This is a genomic window from Micromonospora sp. NPDC047620, from assembly GCF_043205005.1.
Lineage (GTDB): Bacteria > Actinomycetota > Actinomycetes > Mycobacteriales > Micromonosporaceae > Micromonospora.
In genome coordinates this window covers 64,368-88,136 of the sequence record NZ_JBIDDG010000017.1, presented here as the reverse complement: position 1 = coordinate 88,136, position 23,769 = coordinate 64,368, and the positions used below count along the sequence as shown (strand labels likewise).

20 protein-coding genes are annotated in these 23,769 nt (G+C 72.5%); 17 read left to right on the top strand and 3 right to left on the bottom strand.

What is annotated here, in order from left to right; all coding sequences use genetic code 11:
* The first annotated feature begins 69 nt into the window (after positions 1-69).
* A complete protein-coding gene (locus ACGF5C_RS21765; RefSeq protein ID WP_393304206.1) occupies positions 70-1,725 on the top strand; it encodes a hypothetical protein in 1,656 nt (551 codons plus the stop codon).
* A 128-nt stretch (positions 1,726-1,853) separates the two neighbouring features.
* Here the strand turns inward: ACGF5C_RS21765 and ACGF5C_RS21760 are convergent, their stop codons facing one another.
* Positions 1,854-3,116 carry an NAD(P)/FAD-dependent oxidoreductase gene (locus ACGF5C_RS21760; protein ID WP_393304204.1) on the bottom strand — a complete coding sequence of 421 codons (1,263 nt, stop codon included), beginning with the start codon at positions 3,114-3,116 and terminating at the stop codon, positions 1,854-1,856.
* Between the two features lie 133 nt (positions 3,117-3,249).
* Here ACGF5C_RS21760 and ACGF5C_RS21755 point away from each other — a divergent pair, with 133 nt between their 5' ends.
* The 7 genes from ACGF5C_RS21755 (at position 3,250) to ACGF5C_RS21725 (ending at position 12,852) form a co-directional block, all read left to right on the top strand.
* On the top strand, positions 3,250-4,827 hold the full coding sequence (locus tag ACGF5C_RS21755) for a helix-turn-helix domain-containing protein (protein WP_393304202.1): 1,578 nt from the start codon (positions 3,250-3,252) through the stop codon (positions 4,825-4,827).
* 218 nt (positions 4,828-5,045) lie between these two features.
* Entirely contained in the window at positions 5,046-6,629 is a 1,584-nt protein-coding gene (locus ACGF5C_RS21750; protein ID WP_393304200.1) for a DHA2 family efflux MFS transporter permease subunit, read from the top strand.
* A gap of 76 nt (positions 6,630-6,705) precedes the next feature.
* Positions 6,706-7,008, top strand: coding sequence for a GNAT family N-acetyltransferase (locus tag ACGF5C_RS21745; RefSeq protein WP_393304198.1), 303 nt, complete (start codon positions 6,706-6,708; stop codon positions 7,006-7,008).
* 197 nt (positions 7,009-7,205) lie between these two features.
* Positions 7,206-8,318 (top strand): PQQ-dependent sugar dehydrogenase, encoded by a 1,113-nt coding sequence (locus tag ACGF5C_RS21740; protein ID WP_393304196.1) that lies wholly within the window; start codon positions 7,206-7,208, stop codon positions 8,316-8,318.
* Between the two features lie 204 nt (positions 8,319-8,522).
* Positions 8,523-9,917 carry an FAD-dependent oxidoreductase gene (locus ACGF5C_RS21735; protein WP_393304194.1) on the top strand — a complete coding sequence of 465 codons (1,395 nt, stop codon included), beginning with the start codon at positions 8,523-8,525 and terminating at the stop codon, positions 9,915-9,917.
* Positions 9,918-9,992: 75 nt separating this feature from the next.
* Complete coding sequence (locus ACGF5C_RS21730; RefSeq protein WP_393304192.1) at positions 9,993-11,363, top strand: PQQ-binding-like beta-propeller repeat protein; 1,371 nt, start codon at positions 9,993-9,995, stop codon at positions 11,361-11,363.
* Positions 11,364-11,628: 265 nt separating this feature from the next.
* Complete coding sequence (locus ACGF5C_RS21725; RefSeq protein WP_393304190.1) at positions 11,629-12,852, top strand: multidrug effflux MFS transporter; 1,224 nt, start codon at positions 11,629-11,631, stop codon at positions 12,850-12,852.
* A gap of 179 nt (positions 12,853-13,031) precedes the next feature.
* Here ACGF5C_RS21725 and ACGF5C_RS21720 read toward each other — a convergent pair whose 3' ends face one another.
* Positions 13,032-13,877, bottom strand: coding sequence for an amidohydrolase family protein (locus ACGF5C_RS21720; protein WP_393304188.1), 846 nt, complete (start codon positions 13,875-13,877; stop codon positions 13,032-13,034).
* Between the two features lie 113 nt (positions 13,878-13,990).
* Here ACGF5C_RS21720 and ACGF5C_RS21715 point away from each other — a divergent pair, with 113 nt between their 5' ends.
* Genes ACGF5C_RS21715 through ACGF5C_RS21690 form a run of 6 tightly spaced genes read left to right on the top strand, consistent with a single transcriptional unit; the run spans position 13,991 to position 19,771 of the window.
* Complete coding sequence (locus tag ACGF5C_RS21715; RefSeq protein WP_393304186.1) at positions 13,991-15,220, top strand: M20 family metallopeptidase; 1,230 nt, start codon at positions 13,991-13,993, stop codon at positions 15,218-15,220.
* Complete coding sequence (locus ACGF5C_RS21710) at positions 15,217-16,248, top strand: Gfo/Idh/MocA family protein (RefSeq protein ID WP_393304184.1); 1,032 nt, start codon at positions 15,217-15,219, stop codon at positions 16,246-16,248. Before ACGF5C_RS21715 ends, ACGF5C_RS21710 begins: the two co-directional genes overlap by 4 nt.
* The gene (locus ACGF5C_RS21705; RefSeq protein ID WP_393304182.1) at positions 16,235-17,530 is read left to right on the top strand and encodes an ABC transporter substrate-binding protein; all 1,296 of its coding nucleotides are present in this window, start codon (positions 16,235-16,237) and stop codon (positions 17,528-17,530) included. Before ACGF5C_RS21710 ends, ACGF5C_RS21705 begins: the two co-directional genes overlap by 14 nt.
* A gap of 59 nt (positions 17,531-17,589) precedes the next feature.
* Positions 17,590-18,549, top strand: coding sequence for a carbohydrate ABC transporter permease (locus tag ACGF5C_RS21700; protein WP_393304180.1), 960 nt, complete (start codon positions 17,590-17,592; stop codon positions 18,547-18,549).
* Positions 18,546-19,379, top strand: coding sequence for a carbohydrate ABC transporter permease (locus ACGF5C_RS21695; protein WP_350678952.1), 834 nt, complete (start codon positions 18,546-18,548; stop codon positions 19,377-19,379). The genes ACGF5C_RS21700 and ACGF5C_RS21695 overlap by 4 nt, the downstream gene beginning before the upstream one ends.
* A complete protein-coding gene (locus ACGF5C_RS21690; protein ID WP_393304178.1) occupies positions 19,376-19,771 on the top strand; it encodes an L-rhamnose mutarotase in 396 nt (131 codons plus the stop codon). The genes ACGF5C_RS21695 and ACGF5C_RS21690 overlap by 4 nt, the downstream gene beginning before the upstream one ends.
* A 62-nt stretch (positions 19,772-19,833) precedes the next feature.
* Here the strand turns inward: ACGF5C_RS21690 and ACGF5C_RS21685 are convergent, their stop codons facing one another.
* On the bottom strand, positions 19,834-20,964 hold the full coding sequence (locus ACGF5C_RS21685; protein ID WP_393304176.1) for a mandelate racemase/muconate lactonizing enzyme family protein: 1,131 nt from the start codon (positions 20,962-20,964) through the stop codon (positions 19,834-19,836).
* A gap of 130 nt (positions 20,965-21,094) precedes the next feature.
* Here ACGF5C_RS21685 and ACGF5C_RS21680 point away from each other — a divergent pair, with 130 nt between their 5' ends.
* Genes ACGF5C_RS21680 through ACGF5C_RS21670 form a run of 3 tightly spaced genes read left to right on the top strand, consistent with a single transcriptional unit; the run spans position 21,095 to position 23,761 of the window.
* Positions 21,095-22,030 carry a thiamine pyrophosphate-dependent dehydrogenase E1 component subunit alpha gene (locus tag ACGF5C_RS21680; protein WP_393304174.1) on the top strand — a complete coding sequence of 312 codons (936 nt, stop codon included), beginning with the start codon at positions 21,095-21,097 and terminating at the stop codon, positions 22,028-22,030.
* Positions 22,023-23,003 carry an alpha-ketoacid dehydrogenase subunit beta gene (locus ACGF5C_RS21675; RefSeq protein ID WP_393304172.1) on the top strand — a complete coding sequence of 327 codons (981 nt, stop codon included), beginning with the start codon at positions 22,023-22,025 and terminating at the stop codon, positions 23,001-23,003. Before ACGF5C_RS21680 ends, ACGF5C_RS21675 begins: the two co-directional genes overlap by 8 nt.
* Positions 23,000-23,761, top strand: a complete 762-nt coding sequence (locus tag ACGF5C_RS21670) for an SDR family NAD(P)-dependent oxidoreductase (RefSeq protein WP_393304171.1) — start codon at positions 23,000-23,002, stop codon at positions 23,759-23,761. The genes ACGF5C_RS21675 and ACGF5C_RS21670 overlap by 4 nt, the downstream gene beginning before the upstream one ends.
* Positions 23,762-23,769 lie beyond the last annotated feature (8 nt).

Sequence of the window (23,769 nt, the reverse complement as noted above, 5' to 3'; positions counted from 1 at the left end):
CGCAGGCCCCGGCATCGGCTCTGCCGGCCGCCGCGGCATCACGGGGTTACCACCGAAAGGGGACCGCACGTGCGATTTCGCACAGTGATCGGCTCAGTCCTGGCATCGACGATGGCCGCAGCGGCCGGCCTCGTCGCCACCACCGCACCTGCCGCCGCCAGGGACAACGCCACCCTGATCCAGGGCGTCACCGGCGTCGTCGACACGGCCGCGGCCGGCGGCCGGGTCTTCGTCTCCGCGAACGACCGGATCGTGGTCGCTGACGCCCGCGGCACGCTCACCGGTAGCATCGCCGACCTGGCCGGCCCGACCGGCCTGGCCGTCACGCCTGACGGCAGCCGGGTCTACGCGGCGCTGTCCGGCTCGAACGAGATCGCCGAGATCGACGTGGCCACCCTTGCCGTCGTCCGACGGATCAACCTGGCCGGGTACCCGTCCCCGGCGAACCTGTCTCTCGACGGCGACCAGCTCTGGGTGGGCTACGGCATCAAGAACAACTTTGTCGGCGGCGTCCTCGGCCTCGACCTGTCCGTGGCGGCGCCCACGCCCGTCCAGGTCGCCACCCGGATGTACGGCGCGCCCCTGGTCGCCGGCGCCGGCAACACGGTCTTCACCGCCGAGGCGGGGATCAACCCCGCCAGGCCCCGGGTGTACGACGTCAGCACCACCCCGGCGACGCTGCGGGGCGTCATCGACGGCGCCGACAACGACCTGTCCAACCTGACCGACCTCACCATCACGCCCGACGGCACCCAGGCCATCTCGGTCTTCGCCACCTCCGGCTTCGACGTCTGGGACACCACGACCCTGACCAAGGTCCGCAGCTACGGCTCGACGGCCGACTACCCCGGCTCACCGGGCGCGGTCGCGCTCAGCCCGGACGGCGCACACGTCGCCACCGCCTTCTACGGCACGATGTACGGCCCCTACGCCAGGGTGTACGACGCCGCCACGGGGGCGAAGACCTTGCAGACGCAGATGACCTACAAGGGCGACCTGGTCACCGGCAGTCTCTCCGTGCTGGGCGACGACGTCTACGCCCTGCTCAACGACTGGCCGTACAACCGGTACTACCTGTGGCGCGTGGAGGGCGCCTTCCTGCCGGCGTCCACGCTGAGCCTGTCGGCCACCACCGCGGCGACCGCACTGGATCCGTTCAGCATGACCGGCCGGCTCGCCTTCCCAGACGGCTCCGCGCCGGGCGCACAGCCGATCGAGATCACCCGCACGCTGCCCGACGGCACCACCGCCACCCTGCCCGGCGTGACCACCACCGAGGACGGCACCTTCACCGTCACCGACACCCCGCCGGTCAGCGGCAGCGTCAGCTACACCGCCACCTGGGACGGTAGCCCCGCCTTCCGCTGGTCAAGGATCACGACCAAGGTCGACGTGGCCCAGCACCCCATCTCGCTGACCGTGACCGGCCCGACGACCGGGAACGCCAAGAAGCCGCTCACGCTCACCGGTCAGATGAGTACCGCCGGTAACGTGCCCACGCCGGTCTCCGGGTCGATCGTGGTGTACCGGATCCACACCAACGAGAATGGTTCCGTCGGGACTGACCTGCCGCTGGTGCCGCTCGCCGCTGACGGCTCGTTCACCATCACCGACACGCCCCCGGTAAGCGGCCAGTACACGTACCACATCCGCTTCGACGGCGACGCCACCTACGGATACGCCTACACCAGCCACGGCGTCACCGTTCGGGGCCCGGGCGCCTGAGCGACCCGCCTCGACAGCGGCGACGGTGCCCGTCCGGTCACGTACCGGGCGGGTACCGTCGCCGCGGAGCGGATCGTGAGAGCCAGGGGTGAGTCGGGGCCGGGCTGCCCGGCCCTGGGCGGTGCCCGTCAGCGCAGCGGGTCAAAGGGGCGCAGCTCCACGGGCTGTCCACCGCCGGTGATCTGCTCGGCGAGCAGTTCGCCGGTGAGCGGGCCGAGGGTGATGCCCCACATGCCGTGGCCGCCGGCGGCGAAGACGCGCGGCGAGCGGGTCCGGCCGATCAGGGGCAGGCCGTCGGGGGTGCAGGGCCGCGCGCCCACCCACTCGTCGGCGCGGGCGTCGAGGTCGGCGCCCCGCAGCAGCGGCCGCGCGGCCTCGGCGATGGCGGAGATGCGGCGACGGTCGAGCGGCGCCTCGGCGCTGCGGAACTCCATCATCCCGGCGACGCGCAGCCGGTCCCCGAGGGGCGTGCAGGCGACGCGCTGCGCGGGGAAGTAGACCGGACCGGCCGGCATGTGCTCGATGGCGACGCTGAAGCTGTACCCGCGGCCGGCCTGCACGACGGTCCGGACGCCGAAGCGCCGACCCAGCTCACCGAGCCAGGTGCCGGTCGCCAGCACCACCGCGTCGTAGCGCTCGTCCGCGCCGGCGGTGGTGATCACCCGGACGCCGGTGCTCTCGTCGCGGATGTCGGTGACGTCGGCGCCGGCGACGATCGACGCGCCGCGGGCGCGGACGGAGTCGGCGAGGGCGTGCACGTACTGCCCGGGGTTGATGTACCGCTGGTCGTGCAGGCGGATGGCGGCGCCGACGTTGTCCGACAGCGACGGCTCCACCTCGCGCGCCTCGGCCCCGGTCAGGACGTCGAACTCGATCGCCTGGCCGGCGGAGTGGATGTGCGCCAGCTCGTCCAGCAGGACCGACCGCTCGGCCTCGGTCCGGTACGCGGCCATGAACGACTTCGCCTCGTGCGTCATCGCCCCGACCCCGCCGGCCGCCAGCGCGTCGAACGACTCCAACGCGCGCCGGTTCATCGGGATGAAGGCCCGCATCGCGGTGCGCCACTTCGACGGGGTGCTGTGCCGGGCGAAGCCGGTCAGGAACCGCAGGAGCCGGGCGTCGGCGCGCGGCGGCACGTAGACCGGCGACGACGGGCTCAGGACGGCCCGCAGACCGTAACGCAGCACCGCCGGCTCCGGCAGGGGAGTGGTGATGCCGGGGGTGAGCCAGCCGGCGTTGCCCCACGACGCGCCCGCGGCCACGCCGGTACGGTCGAGCACGGTGACCTGGACGCCCCGTTCCTGCAGGAACCAGGCGGTGGCCAGCCCGACCATCCCCGCGCCGACGACGGCGACGCGTTGGGGGGCGGGGGCGGACTCGATGGGGGGCATCCGTTTCTCTCCTTCAGGGCAACCGGGATCGCGCCCATCCTGTCCCCGACCCGCCGGTACGTCATTGTTCCGGCAGGCCAAGGCTTGTCCCGACGATTGGCCGGAGCGGACAAGGACGAGGCACAATCTGCTCGTGATCACCGTGGCTGGCGTGGTGGACGCGGTCGGCGCCGCGTTGCTCAAGGTCGTCGTACCCGCCGACGAGGCCGAGGTCCGCGACGTGACCCTCGCCGAGGTCGACGACACCACGAGCGGCCAGAGCGGCGACCTCGTGCTCGGTGCGGGCATCGGCACCCCGGACCAGGCGCTCGCCGTCGTCGCGCGCTACGCCGAGGCGGGGGCCGCCGGCCTCGTGCTCAAGCCTCCGCTGGCCGGGCACCCCGCCGTGACGGCAGCCGCCGCCGAGCGGCGGCTGACCCTGGTCGAGCTACAGAGCCACGGTTCGTGGGCCCAGCTCGTCTGGCTGCTGCGCGGGGTGATCGACCGGGCCGTCGCGCCCGGCCCGGCCGACACCGGGGAGACCGGGGTGTACGACGAACTGTTCGCCCTCGCCGACGCGACCGCCGCCGTGGTCGACGCGCCGGTGACGATCGAGGACGCCCAGTCCCGGGTGCTGGCGTACTCGTCACGTCAGGACCGTACCGACCCGGCGCGCGTCTCGACGATCGTCGGACGGCGCGCCCCCGGCAACGTGGTCGCGCACTTCCGGTCCCGTGGCGTCTTCCGCAAGCTGGCGACGGGCAGCGAGCTGATCTTCGTGCCGCAGGGGCCCGACGGGACGCTGCCCCGGCTCATCATCCCGATCCGGGCCGGGGGTGAGCTGCTCGGCTCGATCTGGGCCGTCGTCGAGGGGCCTGTCCCCGCCGCGCGTCTGCGCGATCTCCAGGGCGCGGCGTCCGTGCTGGCGCTGCACCTGCTCCGCCTGCGGGTGCAGGCCGACGTCGCGCGCCGGGTGTCGGCCGACCGGCTGCGGGCCGCCCTGCGGGCGCCCGGCCGGATGGGCCGGGAGGAGTTGGCGCTTCCCGAGGGCCCGTGGCGGGTCGTCGGGCTCGGCGCGCACGGCGGTACGGGGGAGATGGTCGACAACCTGGCCATGTGGGAGTCGATCACCCGTCGCCACGGGTGGCGCCAACCGCTCATCGCGGACGTCGGCGACGTCCTGTTCGCCGTCCTGGTCGACGGCGGCGAGTCGGCCGGTTCCCGGCGCTGGATGGAGCGGCTGATCCGCGACATCGCCGTGCACGACCCGGGGCTGTACGCCGCGTCCGGCGGCGTCGCCAGGAACCTGACGGACCTGCCGCGCTCCCGGGCCGAGGCGGCGGAGCTGCTCGCGCTGCACGGCTCGACCCGACACCGGGGCCCGGTGCTGCGGTTCGAGGACCAGTGGGCGGAGGTGGTCGTGCACCGCGTGGTCCGCGCCGTGCCGAGCGCCGACCTGCTGGTCGGCGGTCCGCTGCCCGACCTCATCGCCCATGATCGGCAGCACGGCACCGACTACGTCGCCACCATCGCGGCCTGGCTGGAGCAGCAGGGCGACCCGAAGCGGGCCGCCCGGCAGTTGCACGTGCATCCCAACACGCTCCGGTACCGCATGCGCCGCCTCGCCGAGGTCGTCGCCGTCGATCTCGAGTCGCCCCGCACGCGGTTGGCGTTGCAGATCCAGCTGGCGGCGCTGGGTCCCGCGCCGGGGGCGCCCCACCCTGCGGCGTAGCGGAACGCATTTCAACGTTCTGGACTGGGCCTTTCGGCGCGACTTGTGCGGAGTGACGTCGACCTCGACAGCCGGAAATCCGGAAGCCGAATGTCACTGCCGGTCGTTAGTCTGCCCGCGGACATCGCTGCGCATGTGACAGCGCGCGCCGGGCCGTGCCTACCGGAATCGGCGCCTGGCCAGCTCCCGCTGGCCCCAACGGGGATTCAGGAGACTTTGTGACACAGCAATCCATCGCGACCTCAGACAAGCTCGACGGCGCGGTCCTCAAGGTGGCAGGGGTCGTCGTCCTCGGCGCGATCATGTCGATCCTGGACGTGACGGTCGTCAGCGTCGCCCTGCCGACCTTCCAGCGCGAATTCGACGCGACCTACGCCCAGGTCGCCTGGACGATGACCGCCTACACGCTCGCGCTGGCCACCGTGATCCCGCTCAGCGGCTGGGCCGCCGACCGGTTCGGCACCAAACGCCTCTACATGGTCGCGCTGGCCCTGTTCACGATCGGGTCCGTGCTGTGCGCCACAGCCGACACGATCGGGCAGCTGATCGGCTACCGCGTGCTACAGGGCCTCGGCGGCGGCATGCTCATGCCGATCGGCATGACGATCATGACCCGGGCGGCCGGACCCCACCGGATCGGCCGGCTGATGGCCGTCCTCGGCATCCCGATGCTGCTCGGCCCCATCGGAGGCCCGATCCTCGGCGGCTGGTTGATCGACACGGCGAGCTGGCACTGGATCTTCCTGATCAACCTGCCGATCGGCGCCGTCGCGCTCGTCTACGCCGCGCTGGCGCTGCCGAAGGACGCCCCCGAGCCGTCCGAGTCGTTCGACTTCGTCGGCATGCTGATGCTCTCGCCGGGCCTCGCCCTGTTCCTCTACGGCGTCTCCACGCTGCCTGAGGCCGGCACCTTCGCCGACACCGAGGTGTGGGCGCCCATGCTGGTCGGCGGAGCGCTCGTCGTCGCGTTCGTCCTCTACTCCTTCAAGCCCCGGCACCCCCTGCTCGACCTGCGGCTGTTCGCCAACCGCAACCTGACCATCGCGTCGGTGACCATGTTCGTGTTCATCATCGCGTTCATGGGCGCCGGCATTCTGTTCCCGAGCTACTTCCTGCTGGTCCGCGGCGAGTCGACGCTGGCCGCTGGCCTGCTGATAGCGCCGCAGGGCATCGGCGCGATGATGACGATGCCGGTGGCGGGGATGCTGGCCGACCGGGTGCCCGTCGGTCGCACCGTGCCGTTCGCGCTGGTGCTCATCGCCGCCGGGTTCTTCACCTTCACCCAACTCGACGCGGACACGTCGTACTGGATGCTCTGCGGGTCGCTGTTCGTCATGGGCCTCGGCATGGGCGGCACCATGATGCCGATCATGACCTCGGCGCTGAAGACCCTCAGCGCCCAGGAGGTCGCCCGCGGTTCCACGCTGGTCAACATTCTCCAGCAGATCGGCGGGTCCGTCGGCGCCGCGGTGATGTCGGTGATCCTCACCAACGAGCTGAACGGTTCGCGGCCGATCCCCGGCGTGACCGACCCGAGCGGCGAGCCGATGACCGAAGCCGGCCTTGCCACCGCCGTCCAGCAACAGCCGGAGCTGGCCCAGCAGTTCCCCGTCGACCCGTCGCTCATCGACCGGGGCCTCGACTTCGCCGCCGGTGCGTTCGCGAACACGTTCTGGATCGGGTTCGCGCTGGTGGTGGCCACGTTCATTCCGGCCGCGTTCCTGCCCCGCCGGCGCGAGCCGTCGCACCTGCTCGACGACCAGCAGGGGGAGCCGGAGAAGGTCCCCGTCATGCTCCACTGATGCGCCGGGCGGGCCGTCGGGCACAACCCCGGCGGCCCCGCCCGGTCCGTGGGCCGCTCCATGGTTGGATGGCGGGGTGCAGTTCACCGTGACAGACGCGCCGGAGCGGGAGCGTTTCGAGGCGAGAGACGAGACCGGAGCGCTGGCCGGTGTGGTCACCTACCAGCTGACCGGCACCATCATTGCTTACACCCACACCGAGGTCGACGCGGAGTTCGAGGGCCAGGGAGTGGCATCGACCCTGGCCCGAGCGGTGATGGACGACGCCCGCGCCAGAGGCCGGACAGTGGTGCCGATCTGCCCCTTCCTCAGCGGATGGCTGGAGAAGCACCCCGAGTACGACGCCATCGTGGCCCGGTCGACGCGCAAGATGAAGTAGCCGGCCCGGGCCACCTCGCCGGCAGCCGAGCGAGACCGCCCGCCGCGGGCTGGGGTCCGTCCCGGTGCGTCGCCTGACGGGCGCACATGCGGCGTCTCCGTGGCGGGCGTCGCGGTGACGGTCCCGAGACGGCGGGACGAGGACAGTGGTGTCGCGCTCGCCTGTCCCTGGCGGGCGACGCCGGCATCAACTGGCGTGTGTCGAAGACCCCGGGGTACGCCATGAGAAGACGCAGCGTTGTCGCCGGTATCGCCCTCGCCGTCTGCGTCAGCGTCGCCGGACCGCCCGCCACGGCGACCGCTCACGAGCCCAGCGGCGAGCGCGGATTCGGCTGGCGCGGGTTCGACTTCACCCGACCGGAGACCGTCGCCACCGGCCTCGAAGCGCCGTGGGGGCTGGACTTCCTGCCCGACGGCAGCGCGCTCGTCACCGAGCGGAACAGCGGGCGGGTCCTACGGGTGCGTCGTGGGTCGGCCCCGCAGCAGGTCGCGCAGATCTCGGGGGTCGTCGCGGCGGGCGAGGCCGGGCTGCTCGGGCTGGCCGTCTCGCCCTGCTACCGCATCGACGGCTACGTGTACGCGTACCTCACCTCCAGCGTCGACAACCGGATCATCCGCTTCCGGCTCACCGCGCCGCAGGTCCAGCAGCCGATCCTCACCGGGCTCGCCCGGTCCGGCGTGCACAACGGCGGGCGCATCGCGTTCGGCCCGGACGGGATGCTCTACGCGGGCGTCGGCGACGCCGGACAGTCGGCCACCGCCCAGGACCCGTCGCACCGCAACGGGAAGATCCTGCGGATGCGGCCGGACGGCACCGTGCCCTGGAGCAATCCGACCGCCGGGTCCCTGGTCTACAGCCTCGGCCACCGCAACGTGCAGGGCCTGGCCTGGGACTGGCGGGGCCGGCTCTACGCGACCGAGTTCGGTTCGAGCCGCTGGGACGAGGTCAACCGCATCGTGCCGGGCGGCAACTACGGCTGGCCGGTGGTGGAGGGGGCGGCCGGCGACCCGCGCTTCCGCGACCCGATCGTGAGGTGGACGCCCGCCGAGGCGTCGCCCAGCGGCGCGGTGGTCGTGGGCAGGACGCTTTACGTCGCGGCCCTGCGCGGCGCCCGGCTGTGGGTCGTACCGCTCGACGGGGCCGGCACGCCCACCGCGCAGCTCGTCGGCACCTACGGCCGGCTGCGCACCGTCGCGTACGCACCGGACGGCTCCCTCTGGTTGACGACCAGCAACCGTGACGGTCGGGGCGTTCCCGCGGCAGGCGACGACCGGATCCTGCGGTTCCCGCCGCGCTCCTGGTGGCGGTGACGCCGCGCCCCGACCGGGCACGCGTTCGCCATGGTCGCGGAGGCGCACCGAGGACCGGTTGGTGGGCGACCTGCCGGGGCAGCGCCCGCTGCTTGTGCGACGATCGACGAGCGTCATGTCGGCCGGTCCGTCCTGTGGGGCCGCGTACGCGCAGGCCGCTCGGCAGGCGCGTGCGCGGCACTCTCGTACCCCTTGGAGAGCACGATGCCCCTCTCCCCGACCAAGGTCTTCGCCGCGTTGAACGCCGTGCGACCACCCACCCGGCAGTCTCCGGTCATGGGCAGGGCCGTCGTGGTCGGCGGCAGTGTCGCCGGCTTGCTGGCCGCCCGGGTGTTGTCCGACCACGCGGAGAGCGTCGTCGTCGTCGACCGGGACGACCTGCATCTGACCGGCGGTCGGCGGGGCGTGCCACAGGGGACGCAGTTGCACGCGCTCCTGCCCGGTGGCTTCCTCCAGCTCGAACGCCTGTTTCCCGGCTTCCGCGAACAGGCGCTGGCTCAGGGAGCGATCGAGGCTCCCCCCGGGACCAGACGCGCCTACCTCGACGGCCGGCTGAAGGTTGTCGTGCCCGACGACGCCGACAGCCTGACGGGCACCCGGCCGCTGCTGGAGGGGCTGATCCGTCAGCAGGTGCTTCGACTGCCCAACGTCAAGACGGTCGTGGCCCGCGCCACGGGTCTCGTGCTCGACGGTGGCGCGGCCACCGGCGTCCGCTGCGACGTCGGCGGGGTGCCCGGCGTCGAGAGCGGTGACTTCGTGGTGGACGCCATGGGGCGTTCGAGCAGGCTGTCCGAATGGCTGGAGCATGCCGGCTGGGACCGCCCCCTCACACGACGGATGACCGTGGACCTGAACTACGCGACGGCCCTGTTCCGACGCCGGGAGCCCGCTCCCGACCTCACGGTCGTCATGGCGCTGCACAGTCCGGAGACGTCGCCGGACGTGGCCGGCGCCGCGGTCTTCGCCGTCGAGGACGGCCGGTGGATGGCGATGATGGCCGGGTACGGCGACAACCGCCCGGGAAGTACCGCCGAGGATTTCGTGCGGCGGCTGCGGGACCAGTTCCCACCGGAGTTCGGTGACGTCGCCGGGAACGAGATGCTCGGCGACGTCCGGACCTACCGCCATGCCGACAGCCGGCGGCGGGACTTCCACGCGCTCAAGCGGTTCCCGACCCGGCTGGTGAGCGTCGGCGACGCGGTCGCGTCGTTCAACCCGGTGTACGGGCAGGGGATGACGGCGGCGGCACTGCACGCGGCCTGCCTGTCGGTGTACCTGCGGTCACGGCCGGATCCGGCCCTGCCCGCGCGCCGGTTCTTCGACTGGCAGAGGGTCGTGGTCGACGCCGCGTGGTCGACGTCCACCTCCGCCGACCTGGCCCTGCCGCACGTCGACGGCCCCTACCCGCGCGGCCACCGGTTCTCGAGTTGGATCAGCCGGCAGATCGTGACGGCGACCGTCACGGACGTGGCTGTCGCGCGACGGTTCAACGAGGTCGTTTCCATGCGTGCGCATCCGCGGTCGCTGGCCACACCGGGCGTGGTGCTGGCCGCCCTGCGCGCCAACCGTCGGCACCCTGACCGCGCCACCTTCCGGTAGTTCCGGCGTCACGCCTTCTCCGGGTGCGGGCGGGTCCTACGGTGGGGCCTTCGCCGCCGATCGAGGGAGAGACCGTTGTCACCGTCGTACCGCCTGCCCCGATGGAGCCTTGCCGGAGCGGCCCTGAGCCTGGTCCTCGGGCTCGCCGCGTGCGCCGGGCCTCGGGCGGAGCCGCCGGAGCGGCCTGCGCCGCAGATCGAGGTGAGCCAGGAGACCCTACGGGGCCGGGGCAGCCGGCCGGGGCAGGAGGGCCCCGACCCGGTCTGGTCGGTGTCGGTCAACCGGCTCGTCGATCAGCTGGCGCAGATCGGCCAGCTGATCGTCGTGCCCGACGAGCGGGAACTCCGGGCGGTGGACCGGTCCACCGGGCAGGACCTGTGGCGCCATCCGTTCCCGACGAGCTATCAGTACGCGGTCACCGACCGTCTGATCGTCGCGAGCGCCAGCGACGGAGGACCGCTGGAGGTGCTCGACGCGGTCACCGGCGCCACCCGCTGGCGGGCCGAGGACACCCAGGACGTCATCGTCCAGCAACAGGTCGTCTACAACAAGGAGTGCGTGGGCACAGGGCAGTCGGCGAAGTGCGTGGTCATTGCCCGGGACGTCCGGGACGGCCGTCAGCTCTGGAAACTGGCCGCCGACCGGTTCGCCCGGGTGACCGACGTCGCGCTCGGTGCGCGTATTCCGTATGCCCCGCCCACCGGGCGGTACGTGGCGGTGCGGCTGAGCGCGTCCGCCCCTACCTACACGGCAGTCGCGACCACCACCGGCAAGGCTGGGGCCGGGCGGTTGCCGAGCCGGGCCTGGTACGGCTTCGTCGCAGGCGACCTGCTGGTGACCACCGACAACGATCCGCCCCGGGGCGATCGGCAGTGCACCGTCAGCATCGTCACCGCCAACGCGGCAACCGGTGCCAGAGGCTGGTCCGGTGAGGTCTTCAGCGGGCGTAACGAGGATGGTGAGTGCGTCAGGCGGTTGACGAACCATCAGAGCGGGCTGGTCCTGATCGGGGCTGGCACCCGGCTCGTCGCGGTCAGCGCGACCGGCCGGCCACAGTTGGTGGACCTGCGCAATGGCAAGGCGGAGTGGGAGGGTGCCACCTCCGGCGTACCGATCGACGGGGACGACCGGTCCGTGCTGGTGCGGCGCAGCGCCGACGAGGGTGAGCTGGAGCTGCTCGACATGACCACCGGCGCGTCGCGGTGGACCGCGCCGGATCCGGGGCTCTCCGGCGGGGCGGCGAGTTGGCGGTCGACCGTGACCGGACGGCTCGTGGCGGTCAGCGCTGCGACGGCCGGCCGGCCGTTCGTGATCGTCTACGACGTGCCGACCGGCCGTCAGCTCGGCCGTTACCCCGGTTGGCTCGCTGGCGCCGGGGACGACTGGGTCGCGGTGAGCCATTCCGGGGGATCGGACGGCATCACCCTGGACCTGCACACGTTCTGAACGGTCCGTCTGGCCGGCCGCGTTCGTTCAACTGGCAGGTGGCGTCCGGTCACTGCTGGTTGGCCGCCCGGCAGAGATGCCGCTGTGTGATTTCCATTGCCTCCTGGCCCGTCGGGGAATGAGATCACCGGGATCGGGATTTGGAGCCAGTTATGACTTCTGCACAGTCCCCGCGGCTGCGGGTCGACCGGTCGGAGACGATCCGATGACCTCTACCGTCGATGCTCCCGCTGGTCCGGCTGCCTCGGGGATGCCGGGTGACCTGATGAGCGCCCGGCAACGCCTGCGGCTCGTCCTCGTGCTCGGGTCGCTGATCGCGGTGGGTCCGTTGACCATCGACATGTACCTGCCCGCGCTGCCCGCGATCGTCGCGGATTTCCAGACCACGTCGGCGGCGGTCCAACTCACCCTCACCGGCACGCTGGCGGGCCTCGCCGTCGGCCAGTTGCTGATCGGCCCGCTGTCCGACGCCGTCGGGCGGCGCGTGCCGCTGATCGCCGGTATCGCGCTGCACGTCGTGGCGTCGGTGCTCTGCGTCCTCGCACCGAACATCGCGGTACTCGGTGTGTTGCGGGTGGTGCAGGGACTCGGCGTGGCGGCGGCCTCGGTGGTCGCGATGGCCGTGGTCCGCGACCTGTTCAGCGGCGCGGCCTTCGCCACGCTGCTCTCCCGGCTGCTGCTGGTCATGGGGGCGGCGCCGATCCTCGCCCCGACCCTCGGCGGTGGGCTGCTGCGCTGGACGGACTGGCGCGGCGTGTTCGTGGCGCTGGCCGTCCTCGGGGTGCTGCTCGTCGTGGTCGCCGTGCTCGGGCTGCGCGAGACGCTGCCGGCGGACCGGCGCCGGCGCGGCGGGGTGGTCGCGACGGTTGTCGTGTACGGCTCGCTGCTGCGGGACCGCACGTTCGTGGGCCTCGTCCTGGTCGCCGGGCTGGCCATGGCGGCGTTGTTCGCCTACGTGGCCGGGTCGTCGTTCGTCCTGCAGGAGCAGTACGGGCTGAACGAGCAGCAGTTCGGGCTGGCCTTCGGTGCGGGCGCCGTGGGGCTGATCGCGGCGACGCAGTTCAACGTACGGCTGCTGCGCCGCTATTCGCCGCAGCAAATCCTCGTCGTCGCCCTGGGTGTGGGGACGGGCGCCGGTGTGGCGCTGCTCGCCTTCGCCGCGACGGGGCTCGGCGGTCTGCCGAGCCTGCTGGCGTCGTTGTGGGTGGTGCTCGCCGCGGCGGGGCTTGCGATGCCGAACGCGCCGGCCCTGGCCCTGTCCCGGCACGGGGAAGCGGCCGGTACGGCCTCCGCCCTGCTCGGCGCGGTGCAGTTCGGCGTCGGCGCGCTGGCAGCGCCCCTGGTGGGCGTGCTGGGTACGGGCGCGGTCGCCATGGCCCTCGTCGTCGCAGGTGGCATGGTGGCGGCGATGGCGGTCCTGCTCGTGGTCGTGCGGCCGTCCCGGCTCGCCGAACTGGAACCGGCAGCGGTGGTCGTGGCAGCGCACTGAGGGACTGGCTCCGTGACCGTGTCGGCGATCGCTCCGCCGCCCGGCGCGGTCACGGGCGCTTCAGGCCGCCGTCGCGCGGCACCGCGTCAGTCCGGTCGAGCAGCAACGTGAGGGCGTCGCTGGCCGTGGCGATGCTGTCGTGCCGATGATGCCGGAACTCCCGGATGAGCCGAGACCCGTCACGTCCCAGCGGCGGTGCGCTGGTCCAGGGCGCGCAGGAGGTTGGCGCCGAGGACGTCGTTCCGTTCGGCGGCGGAGAGTTCGTCGAGGCCGACCGGGTGCAGGGTCTGTGCGAACGACACGTGGTCGAGGCAGGGCGGGAAGTCCGAACCCCAGTACAGGCGCCGGGTGCCGAGGTGCGTCAGGAGCAGCTCGACGAACGGTCGTGCCGCGTCGTGCGGGTAGCCGTGGGAGGGCTCGCTGACGGCGTACAGCCCGGAGATCTTGACTCCGACGTGGGGTAGTCGCGCCAGGCGGGTGAGGGGCGTGAGGATCTCCTGCGCCTCGTCGCCGGTGGGGACCACGGGTTGCGTGCCGGGCAGCCCGAGGTGGCTGAACAGGATCGTGCACCCGTCCAGGGCGGCGAGGGCCGGGCCGAGCCGGTCGGTCGCGGCGGGTGTGGCGTTCAGGCTGAGCAGCGTCGCCGTGCTGTTCAGCGCTGCCGTGTGGCGAGCCAGCCAGTCGCTGAAGCGGTCCGCCGACGCCGGGTCGGCCAGGTAGGCGGCGATGCCCACGAAGCCCGCCGACCACCAGCGGTCGAGCGAGTCTTCGTCGGTCGGTCCATCTGGTGGGACGTAGGCGACCGGGGCGATCCAGTCGTGCGCGGCGGCGAGGGAGGCCAGATGGCGGTTGTTCCCGGCGAAGCCGGCCTCGCCTTCGTAGCCGATCACCAGCGACCGGACGATGCCGTGTTCGCGGCGTAGGCCTTGGTAGACGGCCAGTTCGTCGCCGCCGGCGGGGGAGCGGCCGTAGCGGCCGGGGTAGCCGGCGGCGAACAGGTGCAGGTGGGCGTCGGCGCGTTGCATGGTTCGGACCCTAACTCAAATCTCGCCTGGCCATTGACGCGGAGACACCCCTGACTTAGGTTCTTGTCTCAATTAGGTCCGGATTACGTTGGCGCGAGCGAGGAGTGAGCCGGGTGACGCTGCCAGGCGACGAGGTTGATGAGCTGGTACGGCTGCGGCGTCAGCTTCACCGGCACCCCGAGCTGCGGTTCACGGAGCGGCAGACCGCAGCTACTCTGGAGCGCCTGCTCGGGCCACTCGGCCGGATTCGCACCGGAATTGCCGACACCGGCGTGGTCCTGGAGATCGTCGGCGGCGCCCCGGGGCCGACGGTCCTTCTTCGGGCCGATATGGACGCCTATCCCGTGCAGGACAGCAAGCAGGAGCCGTACGCCTCCCGCAATCCGGGCGTGTGCCACGCCTGCGGGCACGACGTGCACATGACCGTCGCCTACGGGGTCGCCGCCCGGCTCGCCGCCGACCCACCCGCCCGGGGTGCGGTGACCGTGCTGTTCCAGCCGGCCGAGGAGATCCCGTTCGGCGCCGACTCGGGGGCCGCCGCGGTCCTGGCCGACGAGGCGTTCCGCGACCGCCGGTTCGACGCCGTGCTCGGGCTGCACTGCTGGCCCGACCTGCCCGCCGGAGCGGTGGGGATCGACCGGGCGACCGCGATGGCGGCCAAGGACGCGTTCCGCGTCGAGGTGCTCGGGCGGGCCGCGCACGCCGCCACCCCGGCGCTGGGCCGGGACGCCATCCTCGGCCTGACCGCCATGGTGTCCACGTTGCACGCGGCCGTCTCCCGGTCCCGCAACCCCGACGAACTGGTCGCCTTCAACATCGGCACGATCGCCGGCGGAGCGAGCCAGAGTCAGGTCGCCGAGCGGGCTGAAGCCACCGGGACGCTGCGCACCCACGACCCCGCCGTGCGGGAGCGGCTGAAGGAGGTCATCGAACGCGTCGCCCGCCAGCAGGCCGCCGCGCTCGACCTCGGCGTACGGTTCGCCTGGGCCAACGAGATGCCGCCGGTGCGCAACGCCCCGGAGGTGGTGGCTCTCGCGCACGCCGAACTGTCGGGGCACGTCGACGTCGTCGACCTGCCGGTACCGCCCCTGACCACCGACGACTTCGCCCTGCTGGGCGCGCTTGGCCCGAGCCTGTACGTCAAGCTCGGGGTCACCGGCGAACGCGGTGGCGCGCCGCTGCACTCCGGGGCGTTCGACGTCGACGAGCGGTGCCTCGCGACGGGGGTCGCCGCACTGGAGCGCCTCACCCGGGCGGTCCTCGACGGTCGGCTCGCGGGGGAGGCGCCGGTCCCGGTCGCCGGCGCGGGCACGGCGGCGCCGGCCGAGGCGGTGGCCCGGTGAGCACCGGGCCGCGGGTGGCCGTGGTCGGGGCGGGCGCGTTCGGCGCCCGGCACGTCGCCGCGTACCGGTCGCTCGGTGTCCGGGTGGACGCGCTGGTCGACCCGGACACCGCCACCCGGGAGCGGGTCGCCGCCCAACACGGCATCCCGCGTACGTTCGATTCCGTCGCGGCCCTGCTCGCGCAGGCGGCGCCGGATGCCGCCTCCGTGTGCGTGCCCGGGCCGGCGCACCGCGCCGTCGCGGTCGCGCTGATCGCCGCCGGGGTTCCCGTGCTGGTCGAGAAGCCGCTGGCCGCGACGGTCGCCGACGCCACCGCGATCGTCGAGGCCGCCGAGGCGCACGGGGTGCTCTGCCAGCCGGGGCACATCCTGCGGCACAGCCCCGCCCACCGGGCCCTGCACGACGCGGTCCGCGAGGGCCGCCTGGGCCGGGTGCTGGCCGTCTCCTCGCGCCGGGACCGCCCCCGCTCCCTGACCCGGCTCTTCCCGAACGACCATCCCGCACTGCTGACCGCGGTGCACGACATCGACCTGGCGCTCTGGTACGCGGCAGCGCCGGTGGTCGAGGTGCGCGCGGCGGCCCGAACCCGACCGGGATCGGCGACGCCGGTCCTGGTGTGGGCGGAGCTTCGACACGCCAACGACGTCGTGTCGTCGATCCGCAACAGCTATCTCCTGCCCGAACACACCCCCAACCACACCTCCGACCTGGTCGAGGTGTACGGCACCGACGGGGTCGGTCACGTCGACCTCGGACATCCCACGGTGCTGGTGCAGGCCGAGCAGACCGAGGCGCCGGACTGGCTGCTCTCCCCGGTCGACGGCGGCGGTGCGCTCGCCGCCGAGCTCCGGCACTTCCTCCGCCAGGTCGACGGCAGCGACGTCTCCCCGGTCGTTCCCCTGGCCGACGGACTGCACGTGGTCCAGATCGCCGCCGCCGTGGTCGACAGCGCCGCCGCCGACGGCGCCGTCCGCCGAATCCCTCAAACCCCCTCGCTGACAGGAGCTTCTGCCGATGAATCGACGTAGATTGGCCGGTCTCGTCGCCGCTGGCGTGGCCGCCGCCGCGCTGCTGACCGGTTGTGGTGGCGACGACGCCGCGGGCGGCCCGGTCACCCTGAAGGTGCTGACCTGGGAGCCGGGTGGCACCGAGTACTGGAAGCAGGTCAAGACCAGCTTCGAGGCCAGCCACCCGGACATCAAGCTCGAGATGCAGTCGGTGCCCTTCGACAAGTATCCCGAGGTGCAGGGCCCGTACATCACCTCGCAGTCCGGGCCGGACGTGATGGCCAACAACGCCGGCCTCGAGCTGTTCGACCGGCGCGGTGCGTACGTGCCGCTGGGCGACAAGGCCGCGGAGATCAACAAGGACCTGGTCACCTACAGCGGTGCCTGCGAGGGCTTCGACACCAGCAAGCCCTGCTACGGCGTGCCCTTCTCCTACCAGGGCAACGTCCTCTACTACAACAAGGACGTGCTGACGGCCGCCGGGCTCGACCCGGAGCGGCCCCCGGCGACCTGGGACGAGTTCGGCGCGGCCTGCGACGCGGTCGCCAAGACGGGGAAGACCTGCCTGGCCCTGGGCCTGTCCGGCACGTTCCCGGCCTACTGGGACTTCCCGGAGATCGCCCGCAGCTACCTGAGCGAGGACGACATCCGCGGGTTGCTCGCGGGCAGCCTGTCCTGGAAGGACCCGAAGCTGGTCTCGGTGCTGGAGAAGCTGGCCGAGATCACCACCAAGGGCTGGGCGAACAAGAACGCGCCGTCGATCACGATGCTCCCCGACGGGGCGGACATCTTCCAGCGCGGTGGCGCCGCCTTCGCCGGGACGATCATCTCGGACGCGGTGAACTGGGAGGCGTTCGGCAAGGCCCTCGGCGACGACAAGCTCGGCGTGACCCGCTGGCCGGCGGCCAACCCGGCGGCGCCGCTGGCGCAGAAGTTCTCCGGCATCGAGGGCGCCGTCTACGGGGTGACCCAGTGGAGCAAGAAGAAGGACGCCGGCCTGGCGTTCATCACCTGGCTCGCCGGCAAGGAGAACGGCGAGCTGTGGGTCAAGCACGCCAAGGGCCAGCCGCTGAACAAGAACGTCGACAAGGCCCTGCTGCCCTCCTCGCCGGCCTTCCAGAAGATCCAGGAACTGGTGGCGGAGCCGACCCTGCACGCCGGCGTGATGCTCTCCGGCCCGGAGGCCGACGCGCTGGCCCGGGGCTGGCAGCAGGTCACCCTCGGCCAGCTCACCGTCGACAAGTGGGCCGAGCAGATGCAGCAGGCCCTGGAGCGCAGCCCGACGAAGAAGCAGAACAAGTAGTCGCCCCGGGCGGGGTGGCTCCGGCCGCCCCGCCCGGCCCGCCCGGAGAGAGGAAACCGATGACCATCTCCACCGCGCCGGTGTCGGAGCCGGTGGTCGCGGACCGCCCACCCGAGCCCGCCCGCCGTCCGGCCCGCGCCGCGCGGGTCCGGGAGTGGTGGCTCGGCGCCGCCCTGGTGCTGCCGGCGCTCGCCCTGGCCGTCGCGTTCAAGTTCGTGCCCCTCGGCCGGGGCGTGGTCACCAGCCTCGAATCGTCGAGCGGTTTCGGTGGCAGTTCGTTCGCCGGCGTCGACAACTACACCCGGATGCTCGACGACCCGGTGGTGCGCTCCAGTTTCCGCAACGCGCTGCTCGTGGTGGCGACGCTGCCGATCTGGGTCGTGCTGCCCCTGGTCCTGGCGGTGGTCATCCACCAGCGCGCCCCGGGCTGGAAGTTCTTCCGCGCCGTGTACTTCATCCCGTACACGATCGCGCCGATCGTCGTCGGCATCATGTTCCGGCAGATCCTCGCCCCGGACGGGCCGCTCAACGCCTTCCTGCGCTCGGTCGGGCTGGACCCCCTGGCCCTCGAGTGGCTCAACGGACGCTACAGCGCCCTGTTCTCGCTCGTCGCGGTGGCCCTGTGGAGCCTGTTCGGCCTGGGCGTGATGACGTACCTCGCCGGCCTGTCCACCATCCCCGAGGAGGTCCTCGAGGCGGCCTATCTCGACGGGGCGGGCTTCTGGCGGCGGCTGTTCTCGGTGGTCGTGCCGATGCTCCGGCCCACCGTCGCCTACTGGAGCGTGCTGTGCGCCTCCGGCGTGCTGATCTGGCTGTTCCCGCTGATCTACGCGCTGACCCAGGGCGGGCCCGGGGACGCCACCATGCTCCCCGAGTACCTGGTCTTCCTCACCACCTTCCAGTTCCTGGACCGTGGGTACGGCTCCGCCATCGGCATCGCCCTGTTCGTCTTCGTCGCCCTGCTGTCGATCCTCAGCGTGCGGCACATGTTCACAGAGGGGACCCGGAGGTCGCGATGAACCGGCGTGCCACCGCCCGGCTGGGGCGTTACCTGTTGACCTTCGCGCTGGTGGTCGTCGCGGTCGCGGCGGTCTACCCGTTGCTGTTCACCATCGTCAGCTCGCTGAAGACGCAGACGGGCTTCGCGAGGGACCCGCTGGGCCTGCCCGCCGGCGTGACCCTGGAGAACTACCTCGAGGCGTTCCGCCGGATGGACATGCCGCGGCTGCTGCTGAACTCGCTGATCACCACCGCCGGTGGGCTGGTGCTGTCGGTGCTGGCCGCGCTGCTGGTCGCGTACGCGGTGACCAAGCTGCGCTTCCGGGGCGGCAAGCTGGTCTTCCTGCTGATCATCGTCACGCTGACCATTCCCAGCCAGGCGATCATCTATCCGCTGTACCAGACCGTGCTGGACCTGGGCATGTCCGGGCAGTACCAGGGCCTGATCCTGGCGTACGCGGCGTTCGGCCTGCCGTTGGGCACGTACCAGCTGGCCGGTTACTTCCAGCAGGTGCCCGACGAGCTGATCGAGGCGGCCAGGGTGGACGGCGCCGGCCACTTCACCATCCTGTTCCGTCTGTTGGCGCCGATCGCGACCCCGGCGCTGGCCGCGCTGGCCATCTTCAACTTCGTCTGGATGTGGAACGACCTGCTGCTGCCCCTGGTCATCATGGGTGGCTCGGACAGCAAGACGTTGATGGTCGGCGTCTCCCTGCTCAGCGGCCAGTACGACGTGTCGGTGCCGCTGGTCAGCGCCGGTCTGATCGTCGCGCTGCTGCCGGTGCTGATCATCTACCTGGTCTTCCAGCGGCAGTTGGTGGCCGGCGCGCTGGCCGGCTCGGGCAAGTGAGCCCGCCGGCGGGAGTTTCCGGTGCGGACGGGGCGGCCGGGCCGGGGGAGTCCGGGCCGGGGGTCCAGCTGTGCCACCTCTACCGGCTGCGCCCGGGGGCGGAGCAGGAGTACGAGCGCCGGCACGCCGAGATCTGGCCGGAGATGTCGGCGTTGCTCGACGACGCCGGCATCTACGACTACCACATCTACCGGCACGGGCTGCTGCTGATCTGCGTGCTGCGGACCCGGCACGGTCACCCGCACGCCCGGCGGGTCACCGGCGCGTCCGCCGTGCAGGCCCGCTGGAGCCGTTCCCTGGCGCACCTGTTCGCCGAGATCGCCGACGCCGACGGCGAACCGCTGTGGGCGTACCCGGTCTTCCATCACGCGGGCCGTCCCGCGGGATGCTGAGCGCGGCGTCGCGCACCCCCGTGGCCCGGCGGACCGTCCCGCCGGGCCACGGGGGTGAGCACTCAGACCGCGTAGGCGACCGAGCCGTCGGCGCGCAGCGGGATCCGGGTCAACGGGCGACCGGTCAGGTCGAGCGGCGCGGCGCCGGTGAGGTCCAGCGTCACGCCGAGTCCCGGTTCCTGCGGCACCGGCAGGAAGCCGCCCTGCCGCCGTACGCAGGCACGCGCGGGCCCGTCGGCGAGCTGGTCGTCCAGGGGCGAGTACTCCTGCACCACGAAGTTCGGGATGGCCGCGTCCAACTGCACCGAGGCCATGGTCAGCAGCGGACCGAGACAGTTGTGGCTCACCACGGCGGCGTGGTGGGCCTCGGCCAGTGCGGCGATCTTGCGGGCGTGGCTGATCCCGCCGGCCAGGCCCAGATCGGGGCGGACGTACTGGGCGCCGCCCTGGGCGAGCAGCTCCTTGAACTCCCAGATGCTGTGCAGGCGTTCGCCGTTGGCCATCGGCACCCCCGCCGCGCGGCGGGCGACGTCGGCCTGGCTGCTGACGCTGTCGATCTGGATGGGGTCCTCTACCAGCAGCGGCAGGTGCCTGGCCAACGCGGGCACGACCGCCTCGGCCTGCAGGGGCGTGAGCTTGCGGTGCAGCTCGATGAGCAGGTCCACGTCGGTGCCGACGGTGTCGCGGACCGCGGCGGTGGTGGCCTCGGTGGCGGTGACCAGCCGGGCCAGCGACAGGTCGGCGTAGTCGGCCGGCAGCGGGTCGAACTTGACCGCCGTGAAGCCGTCGGCCACGGCTGCCGCGGCCTGCGCGGCCAGTGCCTCCGGCCCCGTGCCGGGCAGCAGCAGGTGCAGCCGGATCCGGTCGCGGACCCGGCCGCCGAGCAGCTGCCAGACCGGGACCCCGAGGCGCTTGCCGAGCAGGTCCCACAGGGCCAGGTCGACGGCGGAGACGGCGGCGGAGAGCACCGATCCCCGGAACGGTCCCATCCGGTAGAGGTGGTGCCAGTGGTGCTCGATCCGGGTGGGGTCGGCGCCGAGCAGGTGGGGACGGAACGCCTCCACGACGGCGTGCACCGCGGTGGGGTAGCCCCAGCAGGCCGACTGGCCGACGCCGACCAGCCCGTCCGATGTGTGCACCTGGACGAAGTGCGCGTCGCCCAGCACCACCGACTCGACGGCGGTGATCTCCATACCTGCCTCCAAATAAGAGACCAATAACGGCCAGAAACTTGCTCTTGCACTCTTCCATAGCCTTACAGCGCTGGTCTAGGCTTCAAAACGAACGAGCCGGAATAAGGCTCTAACTACCACTGGGGGTGTGATGGGTCTGCCGGACGACTATCGGCTCATGGCCCGGATCCGCCGGTTCGAGGAGCGGCTGGCCGCCCTCAAGGACGACGGCGAGATCCCGGGCTCGATCCACCTGTGCAACGGCCAGGAGGCGATCCCGGTCGGCGCCTGCCGGCCGCTGCGCGACGGCGACCACGTGACCGCCACGTACCGCGGCCACGGCTGGGCCATCGCCCGAAGCGTGGACATGGTGGGCCTCTTCGCCGAGATGATGGGCCGCGACTCCGCCCTCTGCGGCGGCCGGGCCGCCTCGCCGTACCTGTCCGATCCGGGCCGCTGGTTCCTCGGCGAGAACTCCATCGTCGGCGCGGGCGTGCCCGTCGCCGCCGGCGCGGCCCTCACCGCCCAGCGCACCGGCAGCGGCGCGGTGTCCGTGGTCAGCATCGGCGACGGCGCGATGAACCAGGGCAACGTCCACGAGGCACTCAACCTCGCCGCGGTGCTCGACCTGCCGCTGGTGCTGGTCGTGGAGAACAACGTCTACTCCGAGATGTCCCGCATTGAGGACATGGTGCGCGTCCGCCAGCTCGCCGAGCGGGCCGCCGGCTACGGCATCCCCGGCCGGGTGGTGGACGGAAACGACCCCGACGCCGTCGCCGAGGCGGTCACCGAGGCGGTCACCCGGGCCCGCGAGGGGTCCGGACCGTCCATCGTCGAGGCCATGACCGAACGGCTGGTCGGCCACTACAGCGGCGACGTGCAGCACTACCGGCCGGCGGGCGAGGTCGCCGCCGCCCGGGAACGCGAGCCGCTGGCCCGGATCCGGCAGGCCGCCGACGCCGCGCTCACCGCCCGGCTCGACGCGATCGACGCCGAGGTCGCCACCGAGGTGGAGGCCGCCGTCACCGCCGCCCGTGCCGTGCCGTTCCCGGACCCGGCGACCGTCAAGGAGCACGTCCATGTCTGAGTCCCTGCGCTACATCCAGGCCGTCAACGCCGCGCTCACCTGGGCGCTGGACAGCCGGGAGGACACCGTCTACTTCGGCGAGGACGTCGCCCTGCCCGGCGGGCCGTTCGGCGCCACGAAGGGGCTGCACAAGCGGTTCGGCTCCGCGCGGATCTTCGACACCCCGATCTCCGAGACCGGGTTCCTCGGCATGGCCCTGGGGGCGGCGATGACCGGCCTGCGGCCGATCGCCGAGATCATGTACGCCGACTTCTCGTTCGTGGCGATGGACCAGTTCGTCAACCAGATCTCCACCATCCACTACTCCAGCAACGGCCGGTGGAAGGCGCCGCTGGTGATCCGGATGCAGCAGGGCTACTCGCCCGGCGCCTGCGCCCAGCACTCGCACTCACCCGAGGCGTACTTCGCGCACACCCCCGGGTTGCGGGTGGCCCTGCCGGCCACGCCCGACGACGCGTACCAGATGCTGCGCACCGCGGTCGTCAGCGACGACCCGGTGGTGGTCGCCGAGGCGCGCATGCTCTACCCGACACGCGGACCCGTCCGCACCGACGCCCCGGTCGAACCGGTCGGGGGCGCCCGCGTGGTCCGCCCGGGCACCGACGTCACCGTCGTCGCGTGGTCCCGGATGGTCTCGGCGTCGTTGGACGCCGCGGGCCAACTCAGCGAGGAGGGCGTCGAGGCCGAGGTGATCGACCTGCGCTGGCTCAACCCGCTGGACTTCGACACCGTCGCCGCCTCGGTGGCCCGCACGGGTCGGCTGGTCGTCGCCCACGAGGCGAACCTGACCGGCGGGTTCGGCGCCGAGATCGCCGCCCGGGCCGCCGCGGAGTGCTTCGCCGACCTGCGTGCCCCGGTCGCCCGGGTGGCCACCCCGGACGTGCCGATGCCGGCCGCCCCGGCCCTGCAGGCCGCCGTGATCCCCGAGGCGGCCGACGTGGTGGATGCCGTGCGCCGCACGGTCGCGCGATGACCGCTGACACTCCGCCGGCCGGCCTGCTGGCCGGCCGGCGGGTGGTCGTCGTCGGCGGCGCCTCCGGCATCGGCCTGGCCACCGTCCACGCCGCCGCCGCGGCCGGCGCGGCGGTCGCGGTGCTGGACGCCGACGGCGACGGCGCGGCCGGCGCCGCCGCCGCGGCCCGGCGCACCGGGGCGAGTGCCAGCGCCCGCCGGGTCGACGTGACGGTCGAGGCCGAGGTCGCAGCCGCGCTCGACGACGTCGCCGCCGAGTGGGGCGGGATCGACGCCGTGCTGCACGTGGCGGGCGTCATGCGCGGCCAGGGCCTCGACATCCGGGAGGTCACCGCCGAGCTGTGGGCGCAGGTGATCGCGGTCAACCTAACCGGGCCGTTCCTCGTCGCCAAGCACGCGATGCGGCACCTCACCCCGGGCACCGGTGTCCTCGTGCTGGTGGGCTCCAGGGCGGGCGTGCAGAACGGCTCCGGCTCGGTACCCTACGGCGCGAGCAAGGGTGGATTGCACGGCCTGGCGCTCACATTGGACCGACAGCTCCGTCCACAGGGGATCCGCGTGCACACGCTGTGCCCTGGCGACATCGACACGCCGCTGATGCGACGGTCGCTGGACGAGGCGCGGACCAACGGGACCGACGCCGGCCGGGTCGCGGAGATCGAGGCGGCCCTGGGCCGTCCGGAGGACGTGGCGTCCGCGCTGGTCCTGTTGGCGTCGCCGGTCAGCGACGGTGTGGTCGGCACCGTCCACACCCGCTGAGCAGCCCG

Excerpts from the sequence above, each read along its gene's own strand:
- ACGF5C_RS21685 (WP_393304176.1), bottom strand. The coding sequence starts at position 20,964 with ATGGAGATCACCGCCGTCGAGTCGGTGGTGCTGGGCGACGCGCACTTC.
- ACGF5C_RS21725 (WP_393304190.1), top strand. The coding sequence starts at position 11,629 with ATGAGCGCCCGGCAACGCCTGCGGCTCGTCCTCGTGCTCGGGTCGCTG.
- ACGF5C_RS21670 (WP_393304171.1), top strand. The coding sequence starts at position 23,000 with ATGACCGCTGACACTCCGCCGGCCGGCCTGCTGGCCGGCCGGCGGGTG.
- ACGF5C_RS21760 (WP_393304204.1), bottom strand. The coding sequence starts at position 3,116 with ATGCCCCCCATCGAGTCCGCCCCCGCCCCCCAACGCGTCGCCGTCGTC.
- ACGF5C_RS21695 (WP_350678952.1), top strand. The coding sequence starts at position 18,546 with ATGAACCGGCGTGCCACCGCCCGGCTGGGGCGTTACCTGTTGACCTTC.
- ACGF5C_RS21700 (WP_393304180.1), top strand. The coding sequence starts at position 17,590 with ATGACCATCTCCACCGCGCCGGTGTCGGAGCCGGTGGTCGCGGACCGC.
- ACGF5C_RS21720 (WP_393304188.1), bottom strand. The coding sequence starts at position 13,877 with ATGCAACGCGCCGACGCCCACCTGCACCTGTTCGCCGCCGGCTACCCC.
- ACGF5C_RS21735 (WP_393304194.1), top strand. The coding sequence starts at position 8,523 with ATGCCCCTCTCCCCGACCAAGGTCTTCGCCGCGTTGAACGCCGTGCGA.
- ACGF5C_RS21705 (WP_393304182.1), top strand. The coding sequence starts at position 16,235 with ATGAATCGACGTAGATTGGCCGGTCTCGTCGCCGCTGGCGTGGCCGCC.
- ACGF5C_RS21680 (WP_393304174.1), top strand. The coding sequence starts at position 21,095 with ATGGGTCTGCCGGACGACTATCGGCTCATGGCCCGGATCCGCCGGTTC.
- ACGF5C_RS21675 (WP_393304172.1), top strand. The coding sequence starts at position 22,023 with ATGTCTGAGTCCCTGCGCTACATCCAGGCCGTCAACGCCGCGCTCACC.